Below are 16,908 nucleotides of genomic sequence, written 5' to 3'. Positions count from 1 at the left end.
ATGAAGAAATACGGAGTAAACGAACTTCGTCAGATGTTCCTTGATTTCATGGAGAGTAAAGGACATCTCGTAATGAAAAGCTTTTCCCTGGTACCACAGGGAGACAAGAGCCTCCTGCTGATCAATGCAGGTATGGCTCCACTGAAACCATATTTCACAGGTGCAGAGAAACCACCTAGAACAAGAGTCTCCACATGTCAGAAATGTATTCGTACCGGTGATATCGAAAATGTTGGAAAAACAGCACGTCATGGTACATTCTTTGAGATGCTTGGTAATTTCTCTTTTGGAGATTACTTCAAAACAGAAGCAATCCACTGGTCCTGGGAATTTCTGACAGAAGTTGTCGGTCTGGATGCAAACAGACTTTATCCATCTGTGTATCAGGACGATGATGAGGCTTTTGATATCTGGAATAAAGAAATCGGAATCCCGGCAGACAGAATTTTCCGTTTTGGTAAAGAAGATAATTTCTGGGAACATGGTGCAGGTCCATGTGGCCCATGTTCTGAAATCTATTATGACCGTGGGGAAAAATACGGTTGTGGCAAACCTGGCTGCACCGTAGGTTGTGACTGCGACCGTTACATGGAAGTATGGAACAATGTATTCACTCAGTTCGAAAACGATGGCAACGGAAATTATACAACTCTGAAACAGAAAAATATTGATACAGGTATGGGCCTTGAACGTCTGGCTGTTGTTGTACAGGATGTTGATTCTATCTTTGACGTAGATACCATCTGTGCACTTCGTAACCTGGTATGTGAGATTGCCGGCAAAGAATATGGGAAAAACTATCAGGATGATGTATCCATCCGTCTGATCACAGACCATATCCGCTCTGCTACATTTATGATCTCTGATGGTATCATGCCGACTAATGAGGGACGTGGATACGTACTCCGCCGTCTGATCCGTCGTGCAGCACGTCATGGACGTCTTCTGGGAATCGAGGGAAGCTTCCTCGCAAAACTCAGTGCAGAAGTGATCAATGGTTCCAAGGCCGGATATCCGGAACTGGAAGAAAAGAAAGAATTCATCTTTAAAGTTCTGACTAACGAAGAAAATCAGTTCAACAAAACTATCGATCAGGGACTTCGCATCCTCGGCGACATGGAGGAAGAGATAAAGGCTGCCGGAGAAAAAACTCTTTCCGGAGAAAATGCATTCAAACTGTATGATACTTACGGATTTCCACTTGACCTTACCAAAGAGATCCTTGAAGAAAAAGGCTATGGAATCGACGAAGAAGGCTTCCAGAAAGCAATGGAAGAACAGAGAGTCAAAGCACGTACCGCACGTGAAGTAACCAACTATATGGGAGCTGACGCCACTGTATATGATGAGATCGATGTTAACGTAACCACTAAATTCGAGGGATATGATCATCTTACTTATGATTCCGAGATTACAGTTCTCACAACTGAAAAAGAAATCGTAACTTCTCTGGTGGAAGGTCAAAAAGGTACTGTATTTGTAAAAGAGACACCATTCTACGCTACCATGGGTGGACAGGAAGGTGATTGCGGTGTAATTGAAACAGCAAACGGTAAATTTGTAGTAGAAGATACCATCAAACTTCGTGGTGGTAAATTCGGTCATGTCGGACGTATGGAATCCGGAATGCTTTCCACAGGAGAGACTGTAACCCTTAAGGTTAACGAGCAGGCCCGCCGTGACACAGAGAAAAACCACAGTGCAACACATCTTCTTCAGAAAGCACTCAAGACTGTTCTTGGTTCTCACGTGGAACAGAAAGGTTCTCTGGTAACTCCGGACAGACTCCGTTTTGACTTTGCTCACTTCCAGGCAATGACTCCAGAGGAAATTGCGCAGACAGAAACACTTGTAAACAAAGAGATTCAGGCTGCTCTTCCTGTAGTAACAGACGTTATGGATATTGAAGAAGCAAAGAAATCCGGTGCAATGGCTCTGTTCGGTGAAAAATACGATCAGAAAGTACGTGTTGTATCCATGGGTGATTTCTCAAAAGAACTCTGTGGTGGTACACATGTTAAAAACACGAGTTCCATCATGCTCTTCAAAATCGTATCTGAGGCAGGTATTGCAGCAGGGGTGCGTCGTATTGAGGCGTTGACAGGAAACGGCGTTATTGAATACTATAAAAAACAGGAGACTATGCTTCAGGAAGTTGCCAAAGCACTCAAAGCACAGCCTGCAGAAATTACTGAGAAGATCACACATCTTCAGGCAGAAGTAAAATCTCTCCAGAGCGAGAATGAATCTCTCAAGAGCAAACTGGCTCAGGGATCTCTCGGTGATGTTATGAACCAGATCGTTGATGTTAAAGGCGTAAAACTCCTTGCAGCCAAGGTTGAGGGCGTTGATATGAACGGACTTCGTGATCTTGGAGATCAGCTCAAAGAAAAGATCGGAGAAGGTGTTGTTGTTCTTGCAGCTGTAAACGGAGGTAAAGTAAACCTTCTTGCTATGGCTACAGATGCAGCTCAGAAAGCAGGAGCGCACGCTGGAAATCTTATTAAAGGTGTCGCAGCGATCGTAGGTGGTGGCGGCGGCGGTCGTCCAAACATGGCTCAGGCTGGTGGAAAAAATCCGGAAAAGGCAGACGAAGCAGTAAAAGCAGCAGCTGGAATTCTGGAACAGCAGCTCCACTAATAAGAACTGTTTTTTGATGAAATAATTTTTTTCTAAATTTAGCCAAAAAATGTTGACGAATGTTACAGCTATGTTATATAATAACATTCGTGCAAGAAAAATACCCAGACAGTTGTATTTTAGCACAATCTACAACTGGAGGGAGGTTAGGTGTGAGTCTATGTCAAACGTTATCGTAAAAGAAAACGAGACTTTAGATAGCGCTCTTCGCAGATTCAAGAGAAGCTGTGCAAAAGCAGGTATCCAGCAGGAAATCCGCAAAAGAGAGCATTACGAGAAACCAAGCGTTCGTCGTAAGAAAAAATCTGAAGCCGCAAGAAAACGTAAATATAATTAATTGTGCGCAAAAATCCCTGACGACAATTCCGTCAGGGATTTTTAAGATTTATGAATCGTCACTAAATTAACAATGCTGTAAAACAATAAAAAGGGACATTTATGCATCGTATCATTCATACCTTCAAGAAAATCTTACAGTTATTATTTAATCGAATTTTTTATGTTGCAGTTGCGCTGATGCTTCAGCTTACATGGTTGTTGATCACCGCATGGAGACTGGCAGCATATTCAAAATATATTTCGCATGTAATCAGTATGATCAGCATCCTGGTCGTACTCTGGATCGTAAACAAAAAGATCAATCCGTCTTATAAACTCGGATGGACGATTCTGATTCTCTGTCTCCCTGTTTTAGGAGTTATGTTGTATATACTTTTTGGTAAATCCAGAATTGCACAGGCAATCCAGAATAAATATGCACAGGTTCAGGAGGAAAGCTTTTCCTATATGAAACAGGATCCTGATGTCGCCAGAAGTCTTGAGGAATCCTCTCAATCTGCGGCAGTCCAGTCCAGATATATTCATCAATACTCCAGTTTCCCGGTTCACACTAATACAACTGCTGAATATTTCCAGGTAGGAGATGATATGTTCCCTGTGCTTGTTCGTGAACTGGAGCAGGCAGAACATTATATCTACATCGAATATTTTATTATCAATGATGGCGTGATGTGGCGAACGATTCTGGATATTCTTGAACGAAAAGCAACCGAAGGAGTTGACGTCCGCCTGATTTATGATGGTTTTGGATGCCTCACAACACTTCCCTATCATTATGAACGCTTTCTTCGCGAAAAAGGCATTCAATGCCAGGTTTTTAATCCATTTCGTCCGCTTCTGAATATCGTTCAAAATAATCGTGATCATCGTAAAATCTGTGTTATTGATGGTAAAACAGGATTCACCGGCGGAATTAACCTTGCTGATGAATATATTAATCAGAAGCGTCGTTTTGGTCACTGGAAAGATACGGCAGTCATGCTGAAAGGAGAAGCTGTCTGGAATATGACCGTTATGTTCCTGCACATGTGGAATGTAATTGCCAATTCATCCGAGCCAATTGACCATGAACTGCATCTGCCACATCATTTTCATCCAGACTCATTTGAAAGTGACGGATATGTACAGCCCTACAGTGATACACCTCTTGATGGAGAAATTGTTGGTGAAAATGTTTACCTCAACATCATTAACCGTGCCCGCAAATATGTATATATCTGCACGCCTTATCTGATCATTGATAATGAAATGATGACGGCTCTCTGTCTGGCAGCCAAAAGTGGCGTTGATGTCCGTATTATGACACCAGGGATTCCTGATAAAAAAATGGTCTTCTTATTGACACAGTCTTATTATGAACAACTTCTGGAGGCAGGTGTTCATATTTATGAATACCAGCCAGGTTTCCTTCATGCAAAGTCTTTCGTCTGCGATGATGAAATCGCCGTCGTTGGGACAATCAACCTGGATTACCGCAGTCTGTATCTGCATTTTGAAAATGGTGTATGGTTTTATAAAAACAAAGTTATCCAGGACATCTTGTCTGACTTTCAGGAAACACTCAATTACTGTGATCCGATCAGTATTGATTTCTGTCGGAACCGAAACATTGTCATACGGGCTTTTCAGAGTATTCTTCGCCTGTTTGCACCTTTACTCTGACATCCATTTGGATGAAGCTTTTTTACAGAAACAGTATCCTCCGCGGATTTTAACTGCGGAAAGATACTGTTTTTATGTTTCTTAGGTATATTTTTATGATTGTCCGCTACAATAATACTAAAGTGCCTGACAGGAAAATTTTTATGAGAAATAACAAAATCCTCCGCAAAAAATATCTTCTCCTTCCGTTATGTTTCTTTTTTCTGCTTTTACATATCTGTATGATCTCTGTCTATGCCGGACAGGAAAATTCCACATCCGGTCCCGAACTTTCTGCTCCCAGCGCTGTTCTTATGGAGGCTGAAACCGGACAGTTCGTATATGCCAAGGATAAAGATACTCGCAGAAGTCCGGCAAGTGTCACAAAGATTATGACATTGATACTTATTTTTGACCATTTACATGCTGGGGACATTTCCCTGACTGATCCAGTCACAACAAGCGCACATGCAAAATCCATGGGCGGATCACAGGTTTTTCTTGAAGAAGGAGAGATACAGACAGTAGAAACGCTTATAAAATGTATCGTCATTGCCTCAGGTAATGATGCCAGTGTGGCAATGGCCGAGTTTATCTCCGGTTCAGAACAGGAATTTGTAGCACAGATGAACCTGCGTGCTGACCGTCTGGGAATGAAAAATACTCACTTTATTGACTGCTGTGGTCTGACGGATTCTGACGAGCATTACACAACCGCAAATGATATTGCGATCATGAGTCGGGAACTCATCGTAAAATATCCGAAAATTCTTGATTATTCTTCTATATGGATGGAAACAATTATCCATGAAACAAGTCAGGGAATCAAAGAATTCGGACTCACCAATACCAATCGACTGATTCGGACTTATCCCGGATGCAGAGGACTCAAAACGGGGAGTACTAGTAAAGCAGGATTTTGTCTCTCAGCAACAGCAGAGAGAAATAGCCTGAAACTGATATCTGTGGTAATGGCTGCTCCTGATTATAAAGCAAGATTAAAAGATGCCGCAGCTCTTCTGGATTACGGATTTTCCAGATGTAGCATCTATGAAGATAACACTCCGGAGTCACTCCCTGCTATCCCTGTAAAAAGAGGACTTCACAGATCAGCAGCTGTTCAATATGGAAAAACTTTTCGCTATTTAAGTACCGATGGAACAAAGATTACGACGGTAAACAAAAAATACATTCATCCTGCCTCTGTGAACGCCCCTGTAAAAAAAGGAGAAAAGGCTGGAGAAATCATATATTTTTCCGGTCAGAAGGAGCTTGGTCGCATACCGGTCATATATTCTGAATCAATAAGAATCAGAAAATATACCGATTGTCTGAAAGATACCCTCTGTACTTTCTGGTGTTAACAATTATTTTGACAATTTCCTTCTGTTCGAGGTATAATAAAATCTAAATGGTTGCTGTAGACGAAATAAACAGCAATTCCAGAGTGATTTCGACAGAATTTCGCAGGAACAGGAGATGGATGCAATGAAAGAGATTCGTACAGAAGATGCTGTCGGGCATGTGCTTTGCCATGATATAACACAAATTATAAAGGATGAAAAAAAGGGTGTTCTCTTTAAAAAAGGTCACATCGTTCGCGAAGAAGATATTCCGGCACTTCTTTCCGTCGGAAAAGAACATCTTTATGTTTGGGAAAAACAGGAGGGTATTCTTCACGAAAATGAAGCGGCAGAAATTCTCTACCGTATATCCGCTGATATTCATATGCACGGCAGTGATATCAAAGAAGGAAAGATCGAATTGATTGCCGACTGTGATGGCGTACTCAAAATCCGCCGAGATGCATTGCTTGCAGTCAACAGCTTGGGTGAAATGATGATTGCTTCCAGACATGGTGATTTTCCTGTAAAAAAAGGAGATAAAATTGCCGGAACGAGAATCATTCCTCTGGTTATCGAAAAATCCAAAATGGATAAGGCAGAGAAAGTGGCCGGAACAAAACCGATTTTTTCCATCCTTCCGTACCGTTCTAAAAAAGTTGGAATCATTACGACCGGAAGCGAAGTACAAAAAGGACTGATCAAAGATACTTTCACTCCAGTCTTGAAAGAAAAACTTGACGAATTCTCATGTCAGATTTTGGGGCAGACACTGCCTGGGGATGAGCGCAGCCAGATTACCTCAGATATTCTGAGCTTTATAGATCAGGGTGCCGATATGGTGATCTGCAGCGGAGGAATGAGTGTAGACCCTGATGATCGTACCCCCGGTGCTATCAAAGATACCGGTGCAGAAATTGTCACATATGGAGCACCGGTTCTTCCTGGTGCCATGCTTCTTCTTTCCTATTACCAAAATAATGATAAAATCATTCCTATCCTTGGTCTTCCAGGCTGTGTCATGTATGCCAGACGGACTGTATTCGATCTTATTCTTCCCCGTATTATGGCCGATGACCGGATTTGCGCAGATGAAATTGCATCATATGGTGAGGGAGGACTTTGTCTGAACTGTGATGTCTGTACTTTTCCAAACTGTGGCTTTGGCAAATAATCCGTATTATAAAGGAGTATAATGAAAAGTTTTAAGATAAGTACTTATAACATTTCCAGCACCAGGCTTACCGGCAAACAAAAAGTTACTTTCGCCATTCTTGCAGATCTGCATGGCCTTGTATTTGGAAAGAATCACCAGACTTTATACAAAGCAATTATTTCCAGTCAGCCTGATGCAGTTCTGGTCTGCGGTGATCTGGTTGTAAGCAGAGACACAGAAACTCTGGAAGCGGCAGCTAGTCTGCTGCTCCGGATCTGTGATCAGATTCCTGTTTTTTATGCACTTGGAAATCACGAATACAAAATGCTCCTCAATCCAGAGACTGAGATTTTCTATTCAAACTATGAAAAACTGCTTACATCTGCCGGCATTTGTTTTCTTCACAATGAACATACATCTGTTCAGTTGAAGGGAAATGATTTTGTATTTCATGGACTTGAACTTCCAGTCGAATATTATCACAAACCGAATTCACCGGCTTTGAGTCTGACAGCAATGGAAGAGATGATCGGTACACCTTCCCAACCGGGATTTCATGTATTACTGGCACATAATCCCAAATATGGAAATACTTATTTTTCCTGGGGAGCTGATCTGATTCTTTCAGGGCATTATCACGGAGGAGTTTTGCGTCTGGATCAAAACCATGGTCTCACCTGTCCTCAGTACCTGCTCTTTCCACCATTCTGTTGTGGGGAATTTAAAAAAGGAAAGCAGCATATGATCGTAAGTGCCGGTCTTGGCGAGCATACCATTCCTGTCCGTATCCATAATCCAAGGGAACTTGTTCTTATAAACCTGTATCCCCAATCTACAAAATCAGTAAAGGAACACTGAAGATGGCAATACCTGTTAAAATTAATGTATTCGAAGGTCCTCTTGACCTTCTTCTCCATCTGATTGAAAAAAACAAAATAGACATTTACGATATTCCAATCGTAGAGATCACAGATCAGTATATGGAATATCTGCATTCCATGGAGCAGGAAGACTTGGGAACAATGAGCGAATTCATGGTCATGGCGGCCACACTTCTGGATATCAAATGTAAGATGCTACTTCCAAAAGAAGTAAATGAAGAGGGCGAAGAAGAAGATCCCCGCGAGGAACTTGTACAGAAACTTCTGGAATACAAAATGTATAAATACATGTCCTATGAACTGAAGGATTACATGGATAATGCTGCCGGCGTTTTTTATAAAAACCCCAGCATTCCTGATGAAGTATTGAAATATCGTGAACCGGTTGATCCGGCAGAACTTCTCGCCGGACTGACTCTGGAGAAACTCAACAATATCTATCAGTCTATCCTGAAAAAGCAGGAGTCAAAGATTGATCCGATCCGAAGCAAATTTGGAACAATTGAAAAAGAAGAAGTCAGTCTTTCTGACAAAATGCTGGCAATGAAAAGCTATGCAGCCGAACACCGGAAATTCAGTTTTCGTCAGCTACTCACCAGCCAGTCATCCAGAGTTCAGGTTATCGTAACCTTTCTATCTATCCTGGAGTTAATGAAAATGGGCTATATTCATGTACAACAGGACGAGCTGTTTGATGATATTCAGGTCGATGTCACACAGGATCCGGAAACCTGGACACATTTGACAGAATTCGCAGATGAATAATGATAATTCCGTAACGAAATATAAAACCTGAGGAAATTATATATGGAAATAAAAAAATTAGAAGCTGCAATTGAAGCAATTTTGTTTACAATGGGTGAATCGGTAGAACTGTCGCAGATTGCAGATGCTATTCAACAGGATAAAGAAACCACTCGTAAGATCATTCAAAATATGATGGACAAATACCAGAAAAAAGATCGTGGTATCCAGATCATTGAACTGGAACAGTCTTATCAGCTTTGCAGCAAAAAAGAATACTATGAATGTCTTATCCGGCTTGCGATGCATCCCAAAAAGCCGGCACTTACAGATGTTATGCTGGAAACGCTTTCCATCATTGCATATAAACAGCCGGTAACCAAAGCAGAAATCGAAAAAATTCGAGGCGTCAAATGTGACCACGCCATCAATAAATTAGTAGAATATGAACTTGTCAGAGAGCTGGGACGTTTGGACGCTCCGGGTCGCCCGATTCTTTTTGGAACAACAGAAGAATTTCTCCGATGCTTTGGTGTTCAGGGCCTCGAAGAGCTGCCTTCTGTTGATCCGGTGCGTCTGGAAGATTTTAAAGCAGAAGCTGAAGAGGAGATTCAGTTGAAGCTAGATATTTAGGAAAGTGAGGTGCCCCGGATGCCAACTACTTATGCACATGATCTGTTTGGTAAAAAAATATATGCAAAACTTCCTGCCGAAATTCAGAAAGTGATTCGCAGAAATACAAACCTATATCGAATTGGTCTTCATGGACCGGATATTCTCTTCTATGATATGCTAAAACCTAAAGTTACGGAAACCGGTATCGCCATGCACAGAGAATGTGCAGCACCATTCTTTGAAAGAGGAATGACACTCGTAAGAACAACTCATGACGAAAAATTACTTGCTTATCTGCTCGGATTTGGATGTCACTATCTTCTTGACAGTGCCTGTCATCCATTCGTTTACGAGATGGCTGAACGCAATGTCATCTCACATACCCTGCTTGAAAAAGAATTTGACAGAACGCTGATGCTTGAAACTCACAAAGATCCATATCATTATTACCCGGCCTGTGGCATTGTTCCCCGCGTTACGTATGCACGAGTGATTCACAGAGCTATTCCCAGAATACGGACGAAGGAAATAATGTCTTCTCTAAGGTTGATAAAACTGATTACCAACTGCCTTGTATACGATAATCATGGACGCCGGAAAAAATTCCTGATGTTCCTGTCACGAGTTGCTGGAAAAAAACTTTCTTCTGAAATGATGGAATATTTTATGGAAAAAGACCCGGTTCCAGGAAGTGCAGTGCCTGTACACACACTTCACGGATTATACGATCATGCTCTGGCACAGGCACCTCAGGAACTGACGGAATTATTCCAATTGTCAAAAAAAGAATTTCCTCTGTCAGAAAGATGGTTTCTGACATACAATGGATGATCGGAATGATTGCTTTTCTGTCTGCATAAAATAGTTCTATATGAATTAAGGAGGGACTATGAATAGCAGACAAAATATTTTTATCTTTTCATTGATCATAATTTTACTGACACCCGGTTGGTCTGTATTTGCATCAGAAAAGTCTCCCGGTAATCTTTATGCATTGTCAGCAGTATTGATGGATGGTGATTCCGGACGAGTTCTCTATCAGAAATCAGGTAATACGCCTCGTCCGAACGCGAGCACTACCAAAGTAATGACCTGCATTCTTGCTCTTGAAAACGGAAAGGGCGATGACTATGTCAAAGTTTCTGCAAATGCTGTCAGTCAACCGGAAGTACGCCTTGGTCTTTCAATCGGAGAACAATATTATCTGGAAGACCTTCTTTATTCCCTGATGTTGCAGAGTCATAATGATTCTGCCGTTGCGATTGCTGAATGTATCGGTGGATCTGTAGATAATTTTTCAGCTATGATGAATGCAAAGGCAAAAGAAATCGGATGTAAAAACACACACTTTGTCACTCCGAATGGACTGGATGCAGAAAATTCTGGTGGAACACATCACACAACTGCAGAAGATCTGGCTCTGATCATGCGTTATGCAATCCACAATGATGTCTTTCTGAAGATTACACAGACAGAAGAGTATTCTTTTTCTGATTTAAGTAAAAAACGACACTTTTCGGTCCATAACACTAATGCACTACTTCATATGACGGACGGTGTACTTGCCGGGAAAACCGGATATACCGGTGATGCCGGATATTGTTATGTTTGTGCCTGTCAGAAAGATAACAAAACTTTTATCATTGCCCTTCTTGGTGCCGGCTGGCCTGACCATAAAAACTACAAATGGCATGATACTTTGGAACTTCTTAATTATGGAAACAGCAACTATGAATACCGGAGTTTCTGGCAAGAGCCGGAGCTTTCCTATATTCCCGTTGAAAATGGTATTCTGAATGATTTCGGTGCAGGAAGTTCTGTATATACAGGAGGTCAGATTTCTGTTTCGGATAACGAAAAAAACAGACAGATTCTGATTGGCTCAGATGACCGGCTGCAATATCAGATCCGTTTAAAAGAACATCTAAGTGCTCCTGTCAGAAGAGGCGAACAGATTGGACAGATCATTTATCTTCTTAATGATAACAATTTTTTTTCCTGTCCAATATTGGCAACAGAAAACATTCAGAAAAATACATTCACCCATTGCGCAGAGCTTGTATTTAAGAATTTTTTTCATTAACAGACCTGACTTCTCCTGTTGCGGGAGAAGTTTTTGCGTTTTAGGAAATTACTCTGTAATATTCCAATAACATATCGACATATCAGAACCCTACTGTAAAAAAAACGACATGGGAGTTAAACTTTTAACAAAAAAACAGGAAATCTATTGAAAAAATATTGAAAACAGGTTACAATTACAATCGGCTAAAATTTTGGTTATATTTAAAATTTTATAAAATGGAGGGCAAGAAAGAATGAGTAATGCAACACAAAGCTTAGCAGGCACAAGAATCACTTCTTTGCTTGACGCAAACAGTTTTGTTGAAATCGGAAAAAGCGTAACAGCCAGATCCACAGATTTCAATTTAACTGAAACAAAAGCGCCTTCAGACGGTGTTATCACCGGATATGGTGTGATCGACGGAAATCTTGTATATGTATACAGCCAGGATGCTTCCGTATTAAACGGAACTGTTGGTGAAATGCATGCCAGAAAGATTACCGCTCTGTATGACCTTGCAATGAAGACTGGAGCTCCTGTGATCGGTCTTGTTGACTGTGCAGGTATGCGTCTTCAGGAGGCTACTGATGCTCTTGAAGCATTTGGATCCATCTATCTGAAACAGACACTGGCTTCCGGAATGATTCCACAGATTACAGCTGTATTCGGTACATGCGGTGGTGGAATGGCAATTATTCCGGCTCTGACAGATTTCACATTTATTGAATCCCAAAAAGGCAAAATGTTCGTAAACAGCCCGAATGCACTGGATGGCAATTACACAGAAAAATGCGATACATCAGCTGCTGCATTCCAGAGCGAGGAAACAGGTCTTGTAGACGGAACAGGCTCCGAAGAAGAAATTCTTGGACAGATCCGTCAGTTGATCGGACTTCTTCCTTCTAATTTTGAAGATAATGATTCCTTCGTAGAATGTACAGATGATCTGAACCGCACCTGTGACGATATCACAGCATGTGCAGGCGATACATCCATCGCACTTTCCAGAATCGCTGACAACGGCATTTTCTTCGAAACAAAGAAAGATTACGGCAAAGATATTGTGACTGGTTTCCTGCGTCTGAACGGAGCTACTGTCGGTGCTGTAGCCAACAGAACAGAAGTATATGATGCTGAGGGAAATAAAGCTGAAGAATTCGATGGTACTATTTCTGCAAGAGGTGCAAGAAAAGCAGCTGGCTTCGTTAAATTCTGTGACGCATTCGATATCCCGGTTCTGACACTTACCAATGTAACCGGATTCAAAGCAACTCTCTGCAGTGAAAAAATGATTGCCAAAGCAGTTGGAGAAATGATCCATGCATTTGCAGATGCAACTGTTCCGAAGGTAAACGTTGTAATCGGTAAAGCATATGGAACTGCTTACGTTGCAATGAACAGCAAATCCGTAGGTGCGGATCTTGTATACGCATGGGATAATGCAGAAATCGGTATGATGGATGCCTCTCTTGCAGCCAAGATCATGTATCCTGGTGAAGAAGCTGCAGTTCTTAATGAAAAAGCAGCTGTATACAGAGAACTCCAGTCCAATGTAGAATCCGCAGCAGCAAGAGGATATGTTGATACTGTGATTGCTCCAGCTGATACACGTAAATATGTAATCGGAGCTTTTGAAATGCTTTTCACAAAGAGAGAAGACCGTCCATCCAAAAAACATGGCACAGTCTAAGTGAGGTGAGCATATGAATCAGATGTTAAAAAAAGCTTCCTCCGTCTTTACAGCAATTGTATGCGCCGCATCTATTACATTCTCCGGTGCATCACTGGTTTTGGCAGACGGTGAAATTGATGAGCAGACAAAGACAACGATCGAAACAACTGCCGAAGGGCTGACCAATACGATCATTCCGCTGACAGAAGATGAGATTGCAGCATATATGGAATCCGGAGATGCTTTCACTGAAAATGCCATGACAGCATGGGATAGTGCAAGAGAAGAACTCGGTGATCTGAAAAAAGCCGGATCTGCTGAAATTGAATATTCCAATGATGAATATACAGCAACTGTACCTGTTGAATTCGAAAAAGAAGATGCTGAATTCATTTATGTATTCGACAAAAATCTTACTCCGACTTCGCTGTCAGTAGATGTGAAATATTCCTTTGCTACAACCATGAAAAATGCAGCACTGAATACTATAATGGGACTCGGAACTGTATTCGTAATTCTTATCATGCTGATCTTCCTGATCTCTCTGTTCCAGTTCATTCCTGGTTCCGGAGCACAGGAAGCAAAAGCAAAGAAAAAAGCAGCAGAAGAAGCAGCTTTTGCACCGACACCGGCTCCGGTTGCCGCAGCTCCTGTACAGGAAGCTGACAATTCCGAGCTGATTGCTGTAATCGCAGCAGCTATCGCAGCATCCGAAGGAACTTCAACAGACGGATTTGTTGTTCGTTCCATCCGCAAAATCAATCGTAAAAAAAGGTAATTGACCATTAGGAGGATTTAAAATGAAAAGTTATACAATCACTGTAAACGGAACAGCATATGAAGTTACTGTAGAAGAAACAGGAAGCGTTTCCGCTCCAACAGCAGCACCGGTTGCAGCTCCGAAAGCGGCTCCGGCAGCAGCTCCAAAAGCAGCAGCTCCGGCAGCAGGCGCAGGCGCTGTTAAAGTTAGCGCTTCTGTACCAGGTAAGGTTCTCAAAGTTGTTGCTTCTGTAGGACAGGCAGTAAAAGCCGGTGACAACATCATTATCCTGGAATCCATGAAAATGGAGATCCCGGTAGTTGCTCCGCAGGATGGTACAGTAGCCAGCATCGATACATCCGAAGGCGCATCCGTAGAAAACGGAGATACTCTGGCTACAATGAACTAGGACGGGAGGTAATCAAATGTCTTATGTAACAGAAACCTTGTCCAACCTGATCCATCAGACAGCATTCTTTAATCTTACATGGGGAAACTATCTGATGATCGCGGTGGCGTGTGTATTCTTATTCCTTGCTATCAAAAAAGGATTTGAACCGCTTCTTCTGGTTCCGATTGCTTTTGGTATGCTTCTGGTAAATATCTACCCGGACATTATGGCAAATCCGGAAGACATGTCCAACGGTGTTGGTGGTCTTCTGCATTACTTCTATCTGCTTGATGAATGGAGTATTCTTCCATCCCTGATCTTCATGGGCGTTGGTGCGATGACAGACTTTGGTCCGCTGATTGCCAATCCGAAGAGTTTCCTTCTTGGAGCAGCTGCACAGCTTGGTATCTATGTTGCATATTTCCTTGCAATCTTTCTTGGATTCAACGGAAAAGCAGCAGCAGCCATTTCCATCATCGGTGGAGCAGATGGCCCTACCTCTATTTTCCTCGCTGGAAAACTTGGACAGACTACTTTAATGGGACCGATTGCAGTGGCGGCATATTCCTATATGTCTCTGGTTCCGATCATTCAGCCGCCAATCATGAAACTCTGTACGACTGAAAAAGAACGTAAGATCAAAATGGATCAGCTTCGTCCGGTAAGTAAACTGGAAAAGATTCTTTTCCCGATCGTTATCACAATCGTTGTATGCTTACTTCTTCCTACAACAGCTCCGCTGGTAGGTATGCTGATGCTCGGTAACCTGTTCCGTGAATCAGGTGTCGTTAAACAGCTGACAGAAACTGCATCCAATGCCCTGATGTACATCGTAGTTATCCTGCTTGGTACATCTGTAGGTGCTTCTACAAGTGCAGAAGCATTCCTTAATGTTGATACTCTGAAAATCGTTGTTCTCGGACTTGTCGCATTTGCATTCGGTACATTCGGCGGATGTATGCTTGGTAAACTGATGTGCAAACTCTCCGGTGGAAAGATCAATCCTCTGATCGGTTCCGCAGGTGTATCTGCCGTTCCTATGGCAGCGCGAGTTTCCCAGAAGGTCGGTGCAGAAGCAGATCCTACAAACTTCCTGCTGATGCATGCAATGGGACCTAACGTAGCCGGTGTAATCGGAACAGCCGTTGCAGCTGGAACATTCATGGCTATCTTCGGAGTTTAATTTCACCTGGTGAATCGAACTTCCTTATAAAAAATACAAGGAGAATTAATATGGCTGAATTAGAAAAAAAACCTGTAAAAATCGTGGAAACTGTTCTCCGTGATGCTCATCAGTCTCTGATTGCAACAAGACTTACCACAGAACAGATGCTCCCGATCGTTGATAAAATGGACAAAGTCGGCTACCACGCAGTAGAGTGCTGGGGTGGAGCTACTTTCGATGCTTCCCTTCGTTTCCTGAAAGAAGACCCATGGGAAAGACTCCGTAAATTACGTGACGGTTTCAAAAACACAAAACTTCAGATGCTGTTCCGTGGACAGAATATCCTTGGATATCGTCCATACGCAGATGACGTAGTAGAATACTTCGTACAGAAATCTGCTGCTAACGGAATCGACATTATCCGTATTTTTGACTGCCTTAACGATATGCGTAACCTTCAGACAGCAGTAAAAGCTGCCAACAAAGAAAAAGCACATGCACAGGTTGCTCTTTCTTACACATTAGGTGATGCATACACTCTTGAGTACTGGGTAAATATTGCAAAACGTATCGAAGAGATGGGTGCAGATTCCATCTGTATCAAAGATATGGCCGGTCTGCTTCTTCCATATAAAGCAACTGAGCTTGTTGGAGCACTGAAAGATGCTGTCAGCATTCCGATCGACCTCCATACTCACTATACTTCCGGTGTTGCTTCTATGACATACCTGAAAGCAGTAGAAGCAGGTGTTGATATTATTGATACTGCAATGTCTCCATTTGCTCTGGGAACTTCCCAGCCGGCAACAGAGGTTATGGTAGAAACCTTCAAAGGCACACCATATGATACTGGATTTGATCAGAAACTCCTGGCTGAGATTGCTGATTACTTCCGTCCGATCCGTGACGAAGCTCTTGACAGCGGACTTCTTAATCCTAAGAACCTTGGTGTTAACATCAAGACTCTTCTGTATCAGGTACCAGGCGGAATGCTTTCCAACCTGACATCTCAGCTGAAAGAACAGCACGCAGAAGATAAGTTCTACGATGTTCTTGAAGAAGTTCCGAAGGTTCGTAAAGACCTCGGTGAGCCGCCGCTCGTTACACCATCTTCCCAGATTGTTGGTACACAGGCTGTATTCAATGTTCTTATGGGCGAAAGATACAAGATGGTTACAAAAGAAACAAAAGATATCCTGTTAGGAAAATACGGTGCAACTGTAAAACCTTTCAACCAGGAAGTACAGAAGAAGTGTATCGGCGATGCTAAACCGATCACCTGTCGTCCAGCAGACCTGCTTGAAAACGAAATGGACAAACTTGAAAAAGAAGTTGCTCCATACAAAGAGCAGGATGAGGACGTTCTGTCCTATGCACTGTTCCCTCAGGTAGCTACTGATTTCTTCAAATACCGTCAGGCACAGGAGAAAAAAGTAGACGAAAAAGCAGCAGATACAAAGAACGGAGCATATCCGGTATAAAACAAAGGTGCAGGC

Annotated in this window: 15 protein-coding genes; all 15 read left to right on the top strand. The window is 42.2% G+C overall.

What is annotated here, in order from left to right:
* The 15 genes from alaS to NQ503_RS09360 all read left to right on the top strand — a co-directional run bounded on the left by alaS (position 1) and on the right by NQ503_RS09360 (position 16,893).
* Complete coding sequence (gene alaS, locus NQ503_RS09430) at positions 1–2,640, top strand: alanine--tRNA ligase (protein ID WP_173908054.1); 2,640 nt, start codon at positions 1–3, stop codon at positions 2,638–2,640.
* 160 nt (positions 2,641–2,800) lie between these two features.
* Complete coding sequence (gene rpsU, locus NQ503_RS09425; protein WP_004222305.1) at positions 2,801–2,977, top strand: 30S ribosomal protein S21; 177 nt, start codon at positions 2,801–2,803, stop codon at positions 2,975–2,977.
* A 101-nt stretch (positions 2,978–3,078) separates the two neighbouring features.
* Positions 3,079–4,641, top strand: coding sequence for a cardiolipin synthase (gene cls, locus NQ503_RS09420; protein WP_005424515.1), 1,563 nt, complete (start codon positions 3,079–3,081; stop codon positions 4,639–4,641).
* 143 nt (positions 4,642–4,784) lie between these two features.
* The gene (locus tag NQ503_RS09415; protein WP_207635533.1) at positions 4,785–5,984 is read left to right on the top strand and encodes a D-alanyl-D-alanine carboxypeptidase family protein; all 1,200 of its coding nucleotides are present in this window, start codon (positions 4,785–4,787) and stop codon (positions 5,982–5,984) included.
* A gap of 124 nt (positions 5,985–6,108) precedes the next feature.
* On the top strand, positions 6,109–7,137 hold the full coding sequence (locus NQ503_RS09410; protein ID WP_044925549.1) for a molybdopterin-binding protein: 1,029 nt from the start codon (positions 6,109–6,111) through the stop codon (positions 7,135–7,137).
* Between the two features lie 21 nt (positions 7,138–7,158).
* A complete protein-coding gene (locus NQ503_RS09405; RefSeq protein WP_005424518.1) occupies positions 7,159–7,977 on the top strand; it encodes a metallophosphoesterase in 819 nt (272 codons plus the stop codon).
* Between the two features lie 2 nt (positions 7,978–7,979).
* Positions 7,980–8,765: a segregation and condensation protein A gene (locus tag NQ503_RS09400; protein ID WP_005424519.1), complete on the top strand. Its 786-nt coding sequence runs from the start codon at positions 7,980–7,982 to the stop codon at positions 8,763–8,765.
* Between the two features lie 42 nt (positions 8,766–8,807).
* Positions 8,808–9,377: an SMC-Scp complex subunit ScpB gene (scpB, locus tag NQ503_RS09395; protein ID WP_005424520.1), complete on the top strand. Its 570-nt coding sequence runs from the start codon at positions 8,808–8,810 to the stop codon at positions 9,375–9,377.
* A gap of 18 nt (positions 9,378–9,395) precedes the next feature.
* Positions 9,396–10,190: a zinc dependent phospholipase C family protein gene (locus NQ503_RS09390; protein ID WP_005424521.1), complete on the top strand. Its 795-nt coding sequence runs from the start codon at positions 9,396–9,398 to the stop codon at positions 10,188–10,190.
* Between the two features lie 58 nt (positions 10,191–10,248).
* Entirely contained in the window at positions 10,249–11,442 is a 1,194-nt protein-coding gene (locus NQ503_RS09385) for a D-alanyl-D-alanine carboxypeptidase family protein (RefSeq protein ID WP_055065384.1), read from the top strand.
* Between the two features lie 235 nt (positions 11,443–11,677).
* Complete coding sequence (locus tag NQ503_RS09380; RefSeq protein ID WP_005424523.1) at positions 11,678–13,114, top strand: acyl-CoA carboxylase subunit beta; 1,437 nt, start codon at positions 11,678–11,680, stop codon at positions 13,112–13,114.
* A gap of 13 nt (positions 13,115–13,127) precedes the next feature.
* Positions 13,128–13,874 (top strand): OadG family transporter subunit, encoded by a 747-nt coding sequence (locus tag NQ503_RS09375; protein ID WP_259892452.1) that lies wholly within the window; start codon positions 13,128–13,130, stop codon positions 13,872–13,874.
* 22 nt (positions 13,875–13,896) lie between these two features.
* Positions 13,897–14,265 (top strand): biotin/lipoyl-containing protein, encoded by a 369-nt coding sequence (locus NQ503_RS09370; protein WP_005424526.1) that lies wholly within the window; start codon positions 13,897–13,899, stop codon positions 14,263–14,265.
* Between the two features lie 16 nt (positions 14,266–14,281).
* Positions 14,282–15,430 carry a sodium ion-translocating decarboxylase subunit beta gene (locus NQ503_RS09365; protein ID WP_005424527.1) on the top strand — a complete coding sequence of 383 codons (1,149 nt, stop codon included), beginning with the start codon at positions 14,282–14,284 and terminating at the stop codon, positions 15,428–15,430.
* Positions 15,431–15,480: 50 nt separating this feature from the next.
* Positions 15,481–16,893 carry an oxaloacetate decarboxylase subunit alpha gene (locus NQ503_RS09360; RefSeq protein WP_005424528.1) on the top strand — a complete coding sequence of 471 codons (1,413 nt, stop codon included), beginning with the start codon at positions 15,481–15,483 and terminating at the stop codon, positions 16,891–16,893.
* Positions 16,894–16,908: the final 15 nt, after the last annotated feature.

It is taken from the genome of Blautia obeum ATCC 29174 (genome assembly GCF_025147765.1).
Taxonomy (GTDB): domain Bacteria; phylum Bacillota; class Clostridia; order Lachnospirales; family Lachnospiraceae; genus Blautia_A; species Blautia_A obeum.
The sequence above is the reverse complement of the archived record's forward strand: the minus strand, read 5'-3'. Positions and strand labels throughout refer to the sequence as shown.

What these genes read in the sequence shown, in the direction of transcription:
- alaS (WP_173908054.1), top strand. Translation starts at nt 1, where the DNA reads ATGAAGAAATACGGAGTAAACGAACTTCGTCAGATGTTCCTTGATTTC.
- rpsU (WP_004222305.1), top strand. Translation starts at nt 2,801, where the DNA reads ATGTCAAACGTTATCGTAAAAGAAAACGAGACTTTAGATAGCGCTCTT.
- cls (WP_005424515.1), top strand. Translation starts at nt 3,079, where the DNA reads ATGCATCGTATCATTCATACCTTCAAGAAAATCTTACAGTTATTATTT.
- NQ503_RS09415 (WP_207635533.1), top strand. Translation starts at nt 4,785, where the DNA reads ATGAGAAATAACAAAATCCTCCGCAAAAAATATCTTCTCCTTCCGTTA.
- NQ503_RS09410 (WP_044925549.1), top strand. Translation starts at nt 6,109, where the DNA reads ATGAAAGAGATTCGTACAGAAGATGCTGTCGGGCATGTGCTTTGCCAT.
- NQ503_RS09405 (WP_005424518.1), top strand. Translation starts at nt 7,159, where the DNA reads ATGAAAAGTTTTAAGATAAGTACTTATAACATTTCCAGCACCAGGCTT.
- NQ503_RS09400 (WP_005424519.1), top strand. Translation starts at nt 7,980, where the DNA reads ATGGCAATACCTGTTAAAATTAATGTATTCGAAGGTCCTCTTGACCTT.
- scpB (WP_005424520.1), top strand. Translation starts at nt 8,808, where the DNA reads ATGGAAATAAAAAAATTAGAAGCTGCAATTGAAGCAATTTTGTTTACA.
- NQ503_RS09390 (WP_005424521.1), top strand. Translation starts at nt 9,396, where the DNA reads ATGCCAACTACTTATGCACATGATCTGTTTGGTAAAAAAATATATGCA.
- NQ503_RS09385 (WP_055065384.1), top strand. Translation starts at nt 10,249, where the DNA reads ATGAATAGCAGACAAAATATTTTTATCTTTTCATTGATCATAATTTTA.
- NQ503_RS09380 (WP_005424523.1), top strand. Translation starts at nt 11,678, where the DNA reads ATGAGTAATGCAACACAAAGCTTAGCAGGCACAAGAATCACTTCTTTG.
- NQ503_RS09375 (WP_259892452.1), top strand. Translation starts at nt 13,128, where the DNA reads ATGAATCAGATGTTAAAAAAAGCTTCCTCCGTCTTTACAGCAATTGTA.
- NQ503_RS09370 (WP_005424526.1), top strand. Translation starts at nt 13,897, where the DNA reads ATGAAAAGTTATACAATCACTGTAAACGGAACAGCATATGAAGTTACT.
- NQ503_RS09365 (WP_005424527.1), top strand. Translation starts at nt 14,282, where the DNA reads ATGTCTTATGTAACAGAAACCTTGTCCAACCTGATCCATCAGACAGCA.
- NQ503_RS09360 (WP_005424528.1), top strand. Translation starts at nt 15,481, where the DNA reads ATGGCTGAATTAGAAAAAAAACCTGTAAAAATCGTGGAAACTGTTCTC.